The sequence below is a fragment of the Larsenimonas salina genome (assembly GCF_023736155.1).
GTDB classification, from domain to species: Bacteria; Pseudomonadota; Gammaproteobacteria; order Pseudomonadales; family Halomonadaceae; genus Larsenimonas; species Larsenimonas salina.
Map to the genome: position 1 here is coordinate 294,156 of NZ_JAMLJJ010000005.1, position 13,865 is coordinate 308,020.

The 13,865-nt window shown below is 58.3% G+C and carries 15 protein-coding genes; 4 read left to right on the forward strand and 11 right to left on the reverse strand.

Annotated features, from left to right (window positions below; all coding sequences use genetic code 11):
* Nucleotides 1-34: 34 nt before the first annotated feature.
* Complete coding sequence (gluQRS, locus tag NAT23_RS11895; RefSeq protein WP_251928613.1) at nt 35-916, reverse strand: tRNA glutamyl-Q(34) synthetase GluQRS; 882 nt, start codon at nt 914-916, stop codon at nt 35-37.
* Between the two features lie 89 nt (nt 917-1,005).
* Nucleotides 1,006-1,443, reverse strand: a complete 438-nt coding sequence (dksA, locus tag NAT23_RS11900; protein ID WP_251595219.1) for an RNA polymerase-binding protein DksA — start codon at nt 1,441-1,443, stop codon at nt 1,006-1,008.
* A 258-nt stretch (nt 1,444-1,701) separates the two neighbouring features.
* On the opposite strand from dksA, the gene sfsA reads away from it, so the two are divergent.
* Nucleotides 1,702-2,439 carry a DNA/RNA nuclease SfsA gene (gene sfsA / locus NAT23_RS11905; RefSeq protein WP_251928616.1) on the forward strand — a complete coding sequence of 246 codons (738 nt, stop codon included), beginning with the start codon at nt 1,702-1,704 and terminating at the stop codon, nt 2,437-2,439.
* On the opposite strand, the gene NAT23_RS11910 is transcribed toward sfsA, so the two are convergent.
* The 7 genes from NAT23_RS11910 to NAT23_RS11940 all read right to left on the reverse strand — a co-directional run bounded on the left by NAT23_RS11910 (nt 2,428) and on the right by NAT23_RS11940 (nt 8,354).
* Nucleotides 2,428-2,829 (reverse strand): acyl-CoA thioesterase, encoded by a 402-nt coding sequence (locus tag NAT23_RS11910; protein WP_251595223.1) that lies wholly within the window; start codon nt 2,827-2,829, stop codon nt 2,428-2,430. The two genes, sfsA and NAT23_RS11910, sit on opposite strands and share 12 nt — an antisense overlap.
* 61 nt (nt 2,830-2,890) lie before the next feature.
* Nucleotides 2,891-4,279 (reverse strand): hypothetical protein, encoded by a 1,389-nt coding sequence (locus NAT23_RS11915; protein WP_251928619.1) that lies wholly within the window; start codon nt 4,277-4,279, stop codon nt 2,891-2,893.
* Between the two features lie 3 nt (nt 4,280-4,282).
* Nucleotides 4,283-4,873: a methionine biosynthesis protein MetW gene (gene metW, locus NAT23_RS11920; protein WP_251595227.1), complete on the reverse strand. Its 591-nt coding sequence runs from the start codon at nt 4,871-4,873 to the stop codon at nt 4,283-4,285.
* Nucleotides 4,873-6,030 (reverse strand): homoserine O-succinyltransferase MetX, encoded by a 1,158-nt coding sequence (gene metX / locus NAT23_RS11925; protein WP_251928631.1) that lies wholly within the window; start codon nt 6,028-6,030, stop codon nt 4,873-4,875. The genes metW and metX overlap by 1 nt, the downstream gene beginning before the upstream one ends.
* 111 nt (nt 6,031-6,141) lie before the next feature.
* Nucleotides 6,142-6,732, reverse strand: coding sequence for a YggT family protein (locus NAT23_RS11930; protein WP_251928632.1), 591 nt, complete (start codon nt 6,730-6,732; stop codon nt 6,142-6,144).
* A gap of 19 nt (nt 6,733-6,751) precedes the next feature.
* The gene (gene proC / locus NAT23_RS11935; RefSeq protein ID WP_251928633.1) at nt 6,752-7,576 is read right to left on the reverse strand and encodes a pyrroline-5-carboxylate reductase; all 825 of its coding nucleotides are present in this window, start codon (nt 7,574-7,576) and stop codon (nt 6,752-6,754) included.
* Nucleotides 7,577-7,661: 85 nt separating this feature from the next.
* Entirely contained in the window at nt 7,662-8,354 is a 693-nt protein-coding gene (locus tag NAT23_RS11940; RefSeq protein ID WP_251928634.1) for a YggS family pyridoxal phosphate-dependent enzyme, read from the reverse strand.
* Between the two features lie 34 nt (nt 8,355-8,388).
* Here NAT23_RS11940 and NAT23_RS11945 point away from each other — a divergent pair, with 34 nt between their 5' ends.
* Both NAT23_RS11945 and NAT23_RS11950 read left to right on the forward strand, forming a co-directional pair.
* Complete coding sequence (locus tag NAT23_RS11945) at nt 8,389-9,390, forward strand: type IV pilus twitching motility protein PilT (protein ID WP_251928636.1); 1,002 nt, start codon at nt 8,389-8,391, stop codon at nt 9,388-9,390.
* Between the two features lie 69 nt (nt 9,391-9,459).
* Nucleotides 9,460-10,596 (forward strand): PilT/PilU family type 4a pilus ATPase, encoded by a 1,137-nt coding sequence (locus NAT23_RS11950; protein WP_251928638.1) that lies wholly within the window; start codon nt 9,460-9,462, stop codon nt 10,594-10,596.
* Here NAT23_RS11950 and NAT23_RS11955 read toward each other — a convergent pair.
* A complete protein-coding gene (locus tag NAT23_RS11955) occupies nt 10,593-11,735 on the reverse strand; it encodes an anhydro-N-acetylmuramic acid kinase (RefSeq protein WP_251928639.1) in 1,143 nt (380 codons plus the stop codon). The two genes, NAT23_RS11950 and NAT23_RS11955, sit on opposite strands and share 4 nt — an antisense overlap.
* A gap of 95 nt (nt 11,736-11,830) precedes the next feature.
* Here NAT23_RS11955 and tyrS point away from each other — a divergent pair, with 95 nt between their 5' ends.
* Complete coding sequence (gene tyrS / locus NAT23_RS11960; protein WP_251928641.1) at nt 11,831-13,039, forward strand: tyrosine--tRNA ligase; 1,209 nt, start codon at nt 11,831-11,833, stop codon at nt 13,037-13,039.
* A 244-nt stretch (nt 13,040-13,283) separates the two neighbouring features.
* Here tyrS and NAT23_RS11965 read toward each other — a convergent pair whose 3' ends face one another.
* Entirely contained in the window at nt 13,284-13,496 is a 213-nt protein-coding gene (locus tag NAT23_RS11965) for a hypothetical protein (protein WP_251928643.1), read from the reverse strand.
* Nucleotides 13,497-13,865: the final 369 nt, after the last annotated feature.

Sequence of the window (13,865 nt, forward strand, 5' to 3'; positions counted from 1 at the left end):
TGGCTCGGCAATGAAACTGAGACAATGGTCTACGTCATGACTCAAGTATAATGTCCTGTCCAGGAAGGCGGTCGGGTGACCAGCACTCTAGAGCGGCATCGAGCTGATGCCTCACGGGGGCGTTTTGAAGACTGGGAACAGGCGCCTGATTGAGTGAAACCAGGGCGCGATGTAGTAACTGGCGTACCGCAATGTCGTCGGTCATCAATGCGGGGGCGAGGTTTTGTTTCGACAATTTCTGGCCGTTGGAGGCGACCATCAGTGGTAGATGAAGTGTGCGTGGCGGTATTTTCCCGAGAGCGCGGTACAGCGCGAACTGCCACGGGGTATTGTCTAGAAGATCCGCCCCGCGTACGACGTCGGTAACCCCCTCGAGCGCGTCATCGACCACGACTGCCAGCTGATAGGCCCAAAGTTCGTCTCTACGCTTTAAAACGACATCGCCGAGGCTGGATAACTGCCAGTGCTGATGGCCAAGACGGCGGTCGCACCACTCGATGGTGTCAGGCACTTTCGACGTATCGAAACGCCAGGCCTTCGCACGTTCTGGATGGCGTGGCCCATTTCGGCACCATCCTGGATAGATTGCGTGTTCGCGCCATTCCTTGCGCGAGCAGGTGCACGGGTAGGCCAATTCTTTTTCCACAAGCAGGTCGAGCGCCTTTTGATAGCGTGCGCCGTGCTGGTGCTGCCAGCTGGGTGGGCGGTCCCATTCGAGACCGAAGGCATGCAGTTGTTCGAGAATGTGTGGGGCGTTATCCGGAGGGCATCTGGGCGGGTCAATGTCTTCGATGCGCACATACCAGTGGCCACCGTGAGCCCGGGCATCGAGCCAGCTCGCCACCGCGGATGTGAGAGAGCCGAAGTGGAGTAGCCCGGACGGTGTGGGTGCAAATCGTCCTACGTAGTCACTCATCGGTTCGCCTTGGGATTTGATGGATATTGACCCTTAACGACAAACGCCATGCGTAAGCATGGCGTTCATGGGTATCACGATGTGAGCAATCAACCGCCCAGCTGGCGCTCCTTGAGCTCGGCAAGGGTCTTGCAATCAACGCAAAGTGTTGCAGTCGGTCGTGCCTCAAGGCGGCGAATGCCGATCTCGACCCCGCAGGCCTCACAAAAGCCGTAATCATCCTCATCGATGTTTTCGATGGTCTGGTTGATCTTCTTGAGCAGCTTGCGTTCGCGGTCTCGAGCTCTCAGCTCGAGGCTGAAGCTCTCTTCCTGAGTTGCACGGTCAGCCGGATCCGCGTGATTGTTGGCTTCTTCCTGCAGGTGCTGAACCGTACGGTCTACTTCTTCCATCAGTTCCTGCTTCCAGTTCGTCAGGATCTGGCGAAAGTGAGCGAGTTGGTGCTCGTTCATGTACTCCTCGCCCGGTTTCTCTTCATAGGGCGTGAAGGACTTCAAACTTTCTGGATTTTGCTCGGCTACTGCCATGGGATTGCCTCTTGCTGTAATGACTTCAACCGCCAGGCATGGTGGATGGCCCACGAAAGGTAGAGCTATTTAGCCGAATTTCGGGCGAAATGCAATCCCTTGCCACATTCAAACTGCGGTCTCTGTAACCTCATCGACGATCGTGAGAGAGCATAAGATAGAGCCTGCCAGAGCAGCGTATGTCAATGCTCCGCTCATGTAAGCTTAATAGGATATCCTAAGAACTGGTTGGTGAATTGGCAGATAATTGGCGAAGAAATGCATCTATTAGACTCATTGGTCCCGGGCCGGCTCATCGCGCGCTACAAACGCTTTCTGGCCGACATCGAACTCGATGATGGCACCTTGATCACCGCACATTGCCCGAACACCGGCTCGATGAGGCATGTTGCCCTCGCAGGCTGTCGGGTTTGGGTGTCCAAAAGCAACAATCCTAAGCGCAAGCTTGCCTGGACGTGGGAGCGAATCGAGCTTCCAAATGGAGCGCTGGTGTCGGTGCATACCGGGCGCGCCAATGCGCTGGTCAAGGAGGCGCTTAGAGCCGGCCGCATTGCGTTGCCCGAGCCATTTGGCGCGCCGGGTGGCGGACTGGCCGTCAAAAGTACGCTCAGTGCTGAAGTAAAGCTTGATGACGCTCGGTTGGATTTTATGGTCGAAACCGAGGAAGGGGAGCGTCTTTATATCGAGGTCAAACAGGTCACGCTTCAGGAAGATGACGGTATTGGCTACTTCCCGGATTCGGTCAGCCAGCGCGGCCAGAAACACTTGAAGACCTTGATGACACGAGTACGCCAGGGCGAGGCCGCAATGCTTCTTTTTTGCGTGGCTCACGAGGGGATCGAGTGCGTTCGCCCCGCCCGGCACCTGGACCCGGTTTACGCGGATTTGCTTCAGTGCGCCATTAGCCAGGGCGTGACGGTGGCGGCCTACGGCTGCCACTTCAGTGTGAATCGGATCACGCTCGAACGTCCGTTACTGGTCGAATCAGGCCTCTGAGCCGTCATCGAAACGGTCACGAACATAGGTGATCTCGGTTTTGCCGTGAGGCACCGGCGTCCCTTCGTCACCCATGTTCACGAACACGATGTCATTGATGGTTAGAATGCTTTTGCGCGTGATCTTGTTACGCACTTCGCAGCGAAGCGTGATGGAGGTGCGTCCAAAGTGCGTGGCCGTAATGCCGAGCTCTATGATGTCGCCCTGGCGAGCACTGGATACGAAATTGATTTCAGAGATGTACTTGGTCACGACCTTCGGATTTTCGAGCTGAATCACGGCATAGATCGCTGCCTCTTCATCGATCCACCGAAGCAGGCTTCCGCCGAACAGCGTGCCATTTGGATTGAGATCTTCCGGTTTGACCCACTTGCGCGTGTGAAAATTCATGCTCTTCTCCCAGTGTTAAGCCGTTTTGACGGAGAAAGCATAAGCGCACGCCGCTATGTCGTCACGTCATCCAGGGCTCAAGCGCCGGTAATTCAGTACTCATGCGCTGGAGTGCGTCATGGCCGTGCTCGGTCTGGACAACGTGTGACCACCACTGACGGTGCACCGCACGCACGCGCACACGAGCCTGATCGATGCCAAGCACCTGGGCCATGGCGGTTCGGTGCAATCCCTTGTTGATCTTGACCAGCGCGCCGTCGCGATTGACGGCAACACCGATGGTGTCCTTGCCCTGCTCGGCATCAAGGCCAAAGCAGGCCATATCTTCGAGATAGAAACGATAGACGTCGAGAAAGGCAAGAATCTTGTCGCTGCTGTCGAGTGCGATGCCCTTGTGAGACGAGCGGAAGGGCCGTCCTTCATCGAGCTGGTGGTGGTAGTTCATGAACGTGGACGACGCGCGCAGATCGAGGCGGTGTGCCCAGATATCGGCAATGCGCGTGAATTGGGGAATCGTTCGAAGATCCTTGGTACGGCGGTCCCAGTCACCATCCCAGATAAACCGGTTGGCCAGACGCCGACGCTGTGCTCGAGCCTCTTTGGCAAACGCGACCGAACGTGTGAGTGCGCGTGGGTCAAGCGTGATATCAAGCGACGACCCCAGATGATTTTCCACGCTGCGGCGTGGCAGGCCATCTGCCTCGAGTCGTCCGGCAAGTGGGCCTGCGTTGAGCCACTGAGCGAATAACCCGGTTTCGAGCGGCGTTCCAAGGGTCGATTTCAATCGTTCTCGCCAGACGTACTGCCAGCGTGCCCGACGTACTGCCCAGCGAAGCGACGGCGCGCTCAGCTGCGTGAAGGCGGGATCGTCCATCGGCGCGTCGCCGTGTCGAACCGGCCGATAGGCCGCAACGCCTGCAAGCAGGCGCGACGTGAGCGCATCATCGAGCACCGAGACGGGGTGATCCAATGGTAATAACTGCTCTAGGCAGTCAGTGGTCTCGGCGGCTGGTGCGATACCAAGGCGTTGGCACAGAGCAAGGCAATCAAGGTGAGCGGTGTCGGGCTCATGTACCGGGCGCCGCGCGTCTAGATTAATCGGTCGCTGATGCTCGATGGCCTCCTGCAGGCAGGCCTGCCAGTGCGCAAGGGCGTCAGGGTCGCGGGCTTCCCACTCGGTTTGAAGGCGTCGAACGGCGATCAGGGCCAGCCAGTGCCGGGGGTGCCAATCTGTCTGGTTATTCAGTCGTTGAGCGTTCTTGAGCGCAAGCCATGAAACATCCAGCACGATGTGCTGCGTCTGCGCAGACGTTATCGCTGGAAAGCAGTGCGCTGCAATCGCCGACAGCGGCTTTATCAGTAGGGCGCACAGGGTTATGGCGCCTTCATCTGTAGCGGCGTTGAGGCATCGACGAAGCTGTCCATCGAGCTCGGCGTACTGGGTGCTCATGATTTAGCGCTCGATCCTGAAGATGGCAACCTGGCCAAACAGGTTCGGCCAGCGCTGAGCGCTCCAGTGCAGTTGATGATCGCCGTCACCCACTGCACGGTCGATGATTCGGTGGCCTTGCCGGTCGCACAGATGGCTGAAGTCCTTGAAGGTCGATAAATGGATGTTGGGCGTGTCGTACCACTCGTGGGGCAGCGATTTGGAGACCGGCATCCGGCCTCGCATCCCCAGGTGCAGACGATGACGCCAGTAGGCGAAATTCGGGAAGGTGATGATGCATTCGCGAGCCACGCGCAGCATTTCATCGAGCATCAGGTCCGGCCGGCGAAGCACCTGCAGCGCCTGGGTCATGACCACCATGTCGAAGGCGTCATCGACAATGTTGCTCAGTCCCTCGTCCAGGTCCTGTTCGAGCACATTGACGCCCTTGGCAAGGCATGTCGCGATATTGTCCGGCGCAATCTCAAGGCCATACCCCTGTACGCCCTTGTGTTCGGTCAGCGCCGCCAGCAAGGTGCCGTCACCGCACCCGAGATCGAGCACGTGCGCGCGCTCGGGAACCCACTGCATGATTTGAGCAAGATCTGTGCGCATCAGAGAGCTCCTTGATTCAGGTCGCTGTAAATTCGGCGCATGAACGCACCGAACGCCGCCTCGTAGTGGTCGTTGGGCAGCAAAAACGCATCATGGCCATAAGGGGAATCGACGTTGGTGTAGCTGACCGGCTTCTTGGCCTTGACCAGCGCATTGACCAGCTCCCGGGAACGCCCTGGGGCAAAGCGCCAATCGGTACTGAAGCTCACGACCAGAAAGCGACACGAGGTGTTCGAAAGCGCCTTGGCCAGATCGTTGTCGTGGCTACTGGCCGGGTCAAAGTAGTCGAGCGCCTTGGTCATCAAGAGATAGGTATTGGCGTCGAAGCGGGTCGAAAAGGCGTCGCCCTGATAGCGCAGGTAGGATTCGACCTGAAACTCGACGTCATAACCGTAATTGAGGCTGTCGGTACGCAGGTCGCGGCCGAACTTGGCGCCCATCGAGTGCTCGGACAGATAGGTAATGTGGCCGATCATGCGGGCGAGTTTCAGGCCGCGCTTGGGCAGAACCCCGTGTTGCTCGTACCAGCCGTCATGGAACTCGGGGTCGGAGCGAATCGCCTGACGGGCGACCTCATTGAACGCAATGTTCTGTGCGGAGAGCTTGGGGGTCGCCGCGATGATCGCAGCGTTGGCGAGCCGCTCCGGGTAGGTAATGGACCACTGAAGCACCTGCATGCCGCCAAGGCTTCCGCCCACGATGGCGGCAAACCGCGTGATGCCGAGCCGGTCGGCCAGAAGGGCCTGACTCTTGACCCAGTCCTCGACGGTCATGATCGGGAAGTCGGGTCCCCAGCTTGCACCGGTGTCCGGGTTGATGGACTGCGGGCCGGTCGAGCCGTGGCAGCCGCCTAGGTTATTGACGGAAATGACAAAGAAATGCCGAGTGTCGATCGGTTTGCCCGGGCCGATGTAGCTGTCCCACCAGCCGGGCTTGCGGTCCTCCAGATGGTGGTAGCCGGCGGCGTGATGATGACCCGACAGCGCGTGGCAGACCAGTACGGCGTTGCTCGCGGTGGCGTTGAGTTCGCCGTAGGTTTCATAGACCAGTTCGAAGCCCGGCAGGTGCTTGCCGCACGCCAGGTGAAAATCGGTTTCAAAGGTAGCGGTCTGGGGCGTGACCAGCCCCACCGAGCTCGAAAGCGTTGTGTCGGGCATCGTGGCGTCAAATCCGGTTGAATCAGAATCGGCGAGAGCCGTGCATTGAGGCGGGGTAATGTAGCATAGGATGCGCCCGACAGTGAGCGTCGGGCGCGAAGGGTTAGTCGGTTAGAAGCCGATCAGAGCGCCAACAGGGTAGCCGGCCGCTCTGGCCAGTGAATTGACAACCAGGCCATCGAGCAGGTTGATCAACAGAAACAGCACGATCGGGCTGAGATCAAGCGGACCAAGCGGCGGAATGATGCGGCGAAGCGGGGCCATGACCGGTTCGGTGATCTGAAAAACCAAAAGTGCCCCGGGATGATTGGCCTGCGGCGCGACCCAGCTCAGGATGATCAGAATGATCATGGCGAAGAAGTAGATCTTGAGGATCGCGTTGATGACGCCGGCCAGTGCGCCGATCAGCAGGCTGACCACCGGCGGCATGCCCGCGCCTGCGATCCAGAGCACGGCAATGATGCCAAGCGCTTTGACGATCATGCCAACGATGAGCGTTGCCACATCGAAATTGCCCATTGGGCGAATCACTTTCTGGACCGGGGCCACGACCGGTGAGGTCGCTTTTACGATGCCCTGGCTGATCGGGTTGTAATAGTCGGCCTTCGAGAAGTGCAGCAGAAAGCGCAGCATCAGCACGAAGAGATACAGGCTGATCAGGGTGTTTACAAGCATCAGCCCGGTGTTGCCTAGGGTTCCCATGGTGTAGCTCCGTCAAGAATTAAAGTGATCCGAACTCATCGGACATGTCACTGGCACGCTCTGCACAGGCGCGGGTGGCGTCATCGAACATGGCTTTGATTCCGGCGTTTTCGAAACTGAAAACGGCCTGCTCGGTAGTACCTTTAGGTGACATGACGTTGCGTTTGAGTTGCGCGGGGTCCTGGTCGCTGTCGCGGGCCATCTTGGCGGCGCCGAACGCGGTCTGGATGGCCAGGCGTCGAGCGGTCTCAAGCGGTAGACCTCGATTGACGCCCGCGGCTTCAAGCGCCTCCAGAATCAGAAAGAAATAGGCCGGGCCACTGCCGGACACCGCAGTGACGGCGTCCAGAAGTGACTCTTCCTCGACCCACTCAACGATCCCGACCGTTTCCAGAAGGCGCGTGGCTGTTTCTCGCTGTTCTGCGCCAACGCGGGGATTGGCGTACAGCCCCGAGGCGCCTTCGCCAACCAGTGCCGGTGTGTTGGGCATGCAGCGAATGATGGCGTGGCCGCCGCCGAGCCAGTGATCGAGCGTATCGACCTTGAGTCCAGCCGCGACCGAGACGATGACCGGCTTGTGGCTCAGGTGCTCGGCAAGCGGTGTGCACACGTCTTTCATAATCTGTGGCTTGATGGCAAGCACGACGACATCGGCGTCACACACGGCCTGGGCGTTATCGGTGGTGGTGTTGATCGCGTAGCGCTTTTTGATGGCGTCAAGCTGATCCTGATCGGGGCTTGTGGCCGTGATGTGATCGGCTGGATAGCCGCTGTCGATCAGACCGCCGAAAATGGCGCTCGCCATGTTGCCGGCGCCGATGAACGATAGCTTTTGCGTTGTCATGAGCCTTCCTGAAACAGTCGAATGGGTGGCGAATGCGGGCTACCTTACCGCGAATCGGGAGCCGATGGCAGCCGGCTCGTGGCCCTCATCTCGCACCGAAGATGGCTGATCCCACGCGCACCAGGGTGGCGCCTTCGGCGATGGCGGCTTCAAGGTCGCCGCTCATCCCCATCGAGAGTGTGTCCAGGGGGTGCTCGGGATGGCGTGCTTTCAGCGATTCGAACAGCTCGCGAAGGCGTGAAAAGGGCTTTCGCTGTTCAATGAGCGTCTCTGATGGGGCGGGCAGCGCCATCAAGCCGCGAAAGCTAAGTCTTGGCAGTGTGATCAGGGTTTCGGCTATGTCATGTACGTCGTCGGGGGCGGCGCCGGATTTCGACGCTTCCCCACTGATATTGACCTGTAGGCAAATGTTCAGCGGCGGCAGGTGCTCGGGTCGATGATCATTCAATCGGCGCGCGATTTTGAGCCGGTCGACCGTATGACACCACTGAAAGGCCTCGGCCACCGCGCGGGCCTTGTTGGACTGAACGGCGCCGATGAAATGCCACTCGATCGCAAGGTCAGACAGGGCGCGCTGTTTGTCGAGCGCTTCCTGGAGATAGTTTTCGCCGAAGGCGCGCTGGCCGGCCTCGAAGGCGTCTCTGAGATCGCGCTCCGGCTTGGTTTTGCTGACGGCCAGAAGATGGGCGTCATCGTGCGGACGCCCGGCATCGACCAGGGCCTGCTCAAGTCGCTGGCGGACCGCGACGATATTGGTTGAAACGGATGATTTCGACATACGACAGCCCTGTAGTGGCAATGGACACCTTCGCATGGATATTACCGAACTGCTTGCTTTCTCAGCAAAACAGAACGCCTCTGACCTTCATCTATCGGCTGGGCTTCCGCCGATGATTCGAGTCGATGGGGATGTGCGACGCATCAATGTGCCGGCGCTTGAAGATAAGGATGTGCGTCGACTGACCGATGCGGTCATGACCGACCAGCAGCGTCGCCAGCTCGACGCCGAGTTCGAGGTGGATTTCTCGTTTGCGCTGGCCAACGTGGCGCGCTTTCGAGCCAATGTCTTCCTGCAGGATCGCGGCATGGCCGGCGTATTTCGCATGATTCCGGATAAGGTGCCTTCAATGGATGAGCTGGCTTATCCGGAGGTATTTAGAAAGCTTTCCGGCATCAAAAACGGTCTGGTGCTGGTAACCGGACCGACCGGGTCGGGTAAGAGCACCACGCTTGCGGCAATGCTCGATTACATCAACGCAAGCCGTTATGAGCACATCCTGACCATCGAGGACCCGATCGAGTTCGTGTTCGAACCCAAGCGCTGTCTGATCAGCCAGCGGGAGGTCGGTCGTGACACCAAAACGGTAGCGGCGGCTCTGCGCGCGGCGTTGAGAGAAGATCCGGATGTGATCATGGTCGGTGAGCTGCGCGATCTTGAGACCATTCGCTTGGCGCTCACGGCGGCCGAGACCGGCCACGTGGTGTTTGGCACGCTGCATACAACGTCGGCGGCCAAGACCATCGACCGTATCGTCGATGTCTTCCCGGGCGATGAGAAAGCGGTCGTGCGATCAATGCTGTCCGAGTCGGTGCAGGGCATCGTTTCCCAGCAGCTTTTGAAACGCATCGGCGGCGGTCGGATCGCCGCGCATGAGGTGCTGGTGGCGACACCTGCCATTCGAAACCTGATTCGTGAGAACAAGGTCTCGCAGATCTACTCTGCCATCCAGACCGGCACCGCCAGCGGGATGCAAACCATGGAACACGCAGTGACCCACCTTAAGCAGCAAGGACTGGTGGTGTATGACGACTGAGTGGACGGTGTCTGCCGAGGGGTGGATGTCTGGGAAGATGGCCGTATGGATCATGATAGGGACGTCGCCGTGAGTATCGCCGATAAAGGGCTCCAGAAGCTGCTTGATTTCATGAACGACCATCAGGCAACGGACTTGTTCGTGTCGCCCGGGGCAGCGCCCTGCGTCACGTTGAACGGGGTCATGACCGCACTCGGGCATGAGCGTCTTGATGTCGAGCGTGCCGAGGCGCTGGTGCGCGCCGCGATGACGGCCGCGCAATGGGAGCGTTTTATAAGCGAGCATGAAGCGAACTTTGCACTTAGCCTGCCGGGAAAAGGCCGGTTTCGGGTCAGTGCCTTCTATCAGCGAAGCCAGGTATCGATGGTGGTTCGACGTATTCGCTTCGATATCCCGGAGCTCGAGGCGTTGGGTGTGCCGTCGATCGTGAAAACGCTGGTTGGCGCCAAACGAGGGCTGATTTTGCTGGTTGGAAGTGCGGGCAGTGGTAAGTCGACCACGCTCGCCGCCCTGGTTCAGGAGCGAAGCCGGACCCACGGGGGCCATACCATTTGCATCGAAGATCCGATCGAGTATGTGCATGCGCATCAGGGGGGAATCGTCAGCCAGCGCGAGGTGGGGCTTGATACCGAGTCGTTCGAGGTCGCGCTCAAGAACGCCTTGCGTCAGGCGCCGGACGTGGTCGTGATCGGTGAGATCCGCACGCGTGAAACGCTTGAGTATGCATTGGCGTTCGCCAATACGGGCCATCTATGTCTGGCGACAATGCATGCGACGAACGCCGATCAAGCGCTCGAGCGGATGGTGACGTTCTTTCCCGGGGAGCGGCACGCTCAGATTCGTATGGATCTCTCGCTCAACCTTCAGGCCATCGTGGGGCAGCGGCTTCTGCCGACATCAGGTATGCGTGACCGATCGACCCAGCGGGCGTTGGCCTGCGAAATACTGACCCTTTCGCCGTTGGTGGCCACCCTTATACGCGAGGGGCGCATCGATGAAATAAGAGATGTCATGCGGCGCTCGAGCGCGCAGGGCATGGCCACCTTCGATCAGGCGCTTTTTTCGCTGGTCAAGCGCAGTGCAATGAGCCAGGCGGTGGCGTTGGCTCATGCGGATTCGCCCTCCGATTTGAAGCTGATGTTCACACTCGACAGCGGTAATGCCCCGGACGGCAGCAGTGGTGGGCTGTCGCTCGAGGAATTTTAAAATTGCGGGGCCGTTACCGTGCCGAGCACGCGGGGGCCCTTGGCACCGGTAACTTCCGGCAGATTGCCCGGGCGGTGGTTGAGCCGCTGCCACGCAAGCCAGGCGAAGGCGCAGGCTTCCAGCCAATCGGGCGACCAGCCAAGCGCTTCGCACTCGCAGAGCTCGATCGGATTAAGGTGGGCGGCAAGGCGATTCAGTAGAAACGTGTTGTGGGCGCCACCGCCGCAGGGAATCACGCTGGCGAGAGGGTGCGCATGCGCCGGGATCTGGTCGTATATTGCCTCTGCGATCGTTCGTGCCGTCAGTTCCAGGAGTGTTGCCTGCACGTCGTTCGGGGCGATTGAGAATGGCTTCAGATGCGAGTCGAGCCAGTTCTGATTGAAATACTCGCGCCCGGTGCTTTTTGGGGGGCGCCGCTTGAAGAATGGGTCGCTCATAAGCGTTGCAAGCAGGGCGTCATCGATGTTGCCCGTTCGGGCCCATCGGCCATGTGCATCGAACGGATGCTGACGATGACAGTGATGCCAAGCGTCCATCAGAACGTTGGCGGGGCCGGTATCAAAGCCGCACACCGGCCCTTCGCCGGAGGGCGGCAGCACCGTGATATTGGCAAACCCGCCCAGGTTGAGCGCGACGCGCCAGCGGCTCTCATCACTGAACACCGCGCGATGAAAGGCCGGCGCCAGCGGGGCGCCCTGGCCACCGGCAGCAACGTCTCGTCGTCTGAAATCGCTGACCGTGCGACACCCGGTCAGCTCGCTGAGAAGGTGGGGGTTGTCCAACTGATAGGTGAAGGGCGGCTCGGCCTCGGGCTGATGCTCGATGGTCTGGCCATGACTGCTCAGTGCGAGAATATCGGTATGCGCCAGCGCATTGCGACGCAGAATCTGGGTGACGGCCTCGGCCTGAACTGTACAAAAGGCGTGTTCTGCCTGTGCAAGTTCAATGAACGACGGTCGTTTGGTATCGCACAGCTCAAGCAGTGCGGTACGAAGCGCTGGCGGCATGGGCAGGGCAAGCGCATCGATAAAGCGAATACTGTCGTGCTGGCACCAAAGCAGTGCTGCGTCGATGCCATCCAGGCTTGTTCCGGACATGAGTCCGATGCAATAGCCATCAAGGCTTGCTGGGTTAGTCATGAATCGCCTCTCTTGCCCATGGTATGATCTGCCCACTTTATAGGGATCCTTCCCGACGTCCTAACCTCGATTTCTAAGGGAGAGTGTGGGTAACCATGGCTGATGTCTCTGAAGCGCTGTCAATCATCAAGCGCGGTGTGCACGAAATACTGGTCGAAGATGAGCTGGTCAAAAAGCTCGAATCCGGGCGTCCTTTACGAATAAAGGCCGGGTTCGATCCTACGGCGCCGGATCTGCACCTTGGCCATACGGTGCTGATCAACAAGCTTCGTCAACTGCAGGATCTCGGTCATGAGGTGCTGTTTCTGATCGGCGATTTTACCGGGCGCATCGGCGATCCGACCGGCAAAAATGTTACGCGCAAGCCGCTGACCGAAGAAGACGTCAAGGCCAACGCGCGCACCTATCAGGAGCAGGTGTTCAAGATTCTCGATCCTGCCAAGACTCAAGTCGTCTTCAATGCCGATTGGATGAGCACGCTGTCTGCCGCCGACATGATCGAACTTGCCGCACAATCCACGGTTGCACGCATGCTTGAGCGCGACGATTTCGAGAAGCGTTACAAGGGCGGGCAAGCTATCTCGATTCATGAATTCCTGTACCCCCTTATACAGGGCTACGACTCCGTTGCCCTCGAGGCGGATATCGAGCTGGGCGGCACCGACCAGAAGTTCAACCTGCTCATGGGGCGAGAACTTCAAAAACACCGTGGGCAAGAGCCGCAGGTCGTGATCACCATGCCACTGCTGGAAGGGCTGGATGGTGTACAGAAGATGTCCAAATCGCTGGGCAACTACGTCGGCATTACTGACCGTCCCGGTGAAATGTTCAACAAGATTGTTTCCATGCCCGATAGCCTGATGTGGCGGTACTTCGAACTGCTCTCCCTCAAACCGATGGACGAGGTCAAAGAGCTGATGGCTCAAGTGGATGAAGGTGCCAACCCTCGCGATATCAAGATCGAGCTGGCGCGAGAGCTGGTGGCTCGTTTCCATGACGAAGAGGCCGCGGCCAACGCCCATAGGTCCAGTGGCAATCAGTTGGCGGAAGGCGAGCTTCCGGATGATCTGGAGGAAATCAAGTTGACGCTCGAGGATATGGATGTTGCGCCGCTTGCGATGGTCTTGAATCGTGCTGAGCTTGCCAAGAACGGCGCTCAGGCGAAGGATATGCTCAAGCAGGGGCGCGTCTGGGTCGACGGTGAAAAAGCGGATGCCGCGACGACGCTCAATGTTGATGGCTCTGGATACGTGATCCAGGCAGGTAAAAAGCGTTATGCGAAAGTGTTCTTGTCTAATAATTGAATGTACAGTCGAGCTCGTTCGCGGGCTGTATTGCTTTTGTTGCAGTAATATTTCTTGGGAAAAGCATTTGTACACATATTTTGAGCGATAGGGTTAAAAAAAGTTGGACAAGGTTATTACGCTCACGGTATAGTTAGTCCACATCGAAAGCGAGGCAGGATGCTTCCAGAACTCAAGGATGGGTATTCGATGTAGCCCCAATGATCAGGAAGATCGCTAAAGGCAAGGATGCCGGGGTATAAATTTAGGGGAGGTAGGGAAAGGGCTTCTCTGCTTCTCTGCTTCTCTGCTTCTCTGCTTCTCTGCTTCTCTGCTTCTCTGCTTCTCTGCTTCTCTGCTTCTCTGCTTCTCTGCTTCTCTGCTTCTCTGCTTCTCTGCTTCTCTGCTTTTCTGCTTCTCTGCTTCTCTGCTTCTCTGCTTCTCTGCTTCTCTGCTTCTCTGCGACTGTTTTCGACAAACGTCTAAACTTTTTTCGAGAAAAGGGTTGCGCTCGAGTCGGTGCGTGGGTAAAGTACGCATCCGCTGTCGGGGTCGTCGCAAACGGCCAGGCAGTATGAAGTGCGCAAGGCGCTGATTTGGTTTGGTTTTTCTAGGCTTTTTTGAAAAATCGAACGTTGACATTTCAGCCCGGTTCGGTAGAATACGCCGCACTTCATCGGACGCAGCTTCGAGTGATTGAAGAGCGGTTTTCTTGCTCTTCAGGTCGGAATTTGGTTTTCTGATCGGTCGCTCAAAATTGAAGCTTGACAGTCCGGCTCGGATGAGTAGAATGCTCATCCACTCGCTACAGGGCACAGCCCACAGCGAGACGCTCTTTAACAAGTCG

What these genes read in the sequence shown, in the direction of transcription:
- gluQRS (WP_251928613.1), bottom strand. Translation starts at nt 916, where the DNA reads ATGAGTGACTACGTAGGACGATTTGCACCCACACCGTCCGGGCTACTC.
- dksA (WP_251595219.1), bottom strand. Translation starts at nt 1,443, where the DNA reads ATGGCAGTAGCCGAGCAAAATCCAGAAAGTTTGAAGTCCTTCACGCCC.
- sfsA (WP_251928616.1), top strand. Translation starts at nt 1,702, where the DNA reads ATGCATCTATTAGACTCATTGGTCCCGGGCCGGCTCATCGCGCGCTAC.
- NAT23_RS11910 (WP_251595223.1), bottom strand. Translation starts at nt 2,829, where the DNA reads ATGAATTTTCACACGCGCAAGTGGGTCAAACCGGAAGATCTCAATCCA.
- NAT23_RS11915 (WP_251928619.1), bottom strand. Translation starts at nt 4,279, where the DNA reads ATGAGCACCCAGTACGCCGAGCTCGATGGACAGCTTCGTCGATGCCTC.
- metW (WP_251595227.1), bottom strand. Translation starts at nt 4,873, where the DNA reads ATGCGCACAGATCTTGCTCAAATCATGCAGTGGGTTCCCGAGCGCGCG.
- metX (WP_251928631.1), bottom strand. Translation starts at nt 6,030, where the DNA reads ATGCCCGACACAACGCTTTCGAGCTCGGTGGGGCTGGTCACGCCCCAG.
- NAT23_RS11930 (WP_251928632.1), bottom strand. Translation starts at nt 6,732, where the DNA reads ATGGGAACCCTAGGCAACACCGGGCTGATGCTTGTAAACACCCTGATC.
- proC (WP_251928633.1), bottom strand. Translation starts at nt 7,576, where the DNA reads ATGACAACGCAAAAGCTATCGTTCATCGGCGCCGGCAACATGGCGAGC.
- NAT23_RS11940 (WP_251928634.1), bottom strand. Translation starts at nt 8,354, where the DNA reads ATGTCGAAATCATCCGTTTCAACCAATATCGTCGCGGTCCGCCAGCGA.
- NAT23_RS11945 (WP_251928636.1), top strand. Translation starts at nt 8,389, where the DNA reads ATGGATATTACCGAACTGCTTGCTTTCTCAGCAAAACAGAACGCCTCT.
- NAT23_RS11955 (WP_251928639.1), bottom strand. Translation starts at nt 11,735, where the DNA reads ATGACTAACCCAGCAAGCCTTGATGGCTATTGCATCGGACTCATGTCC.
- tyrS (WP_251928641.1), top strand. Translation starts at nt 11,831, where the DNA reads ATGGCTGATGTCTCTGAAGCGCTGTCAATCATCAAGCGCGGTGTGCAC.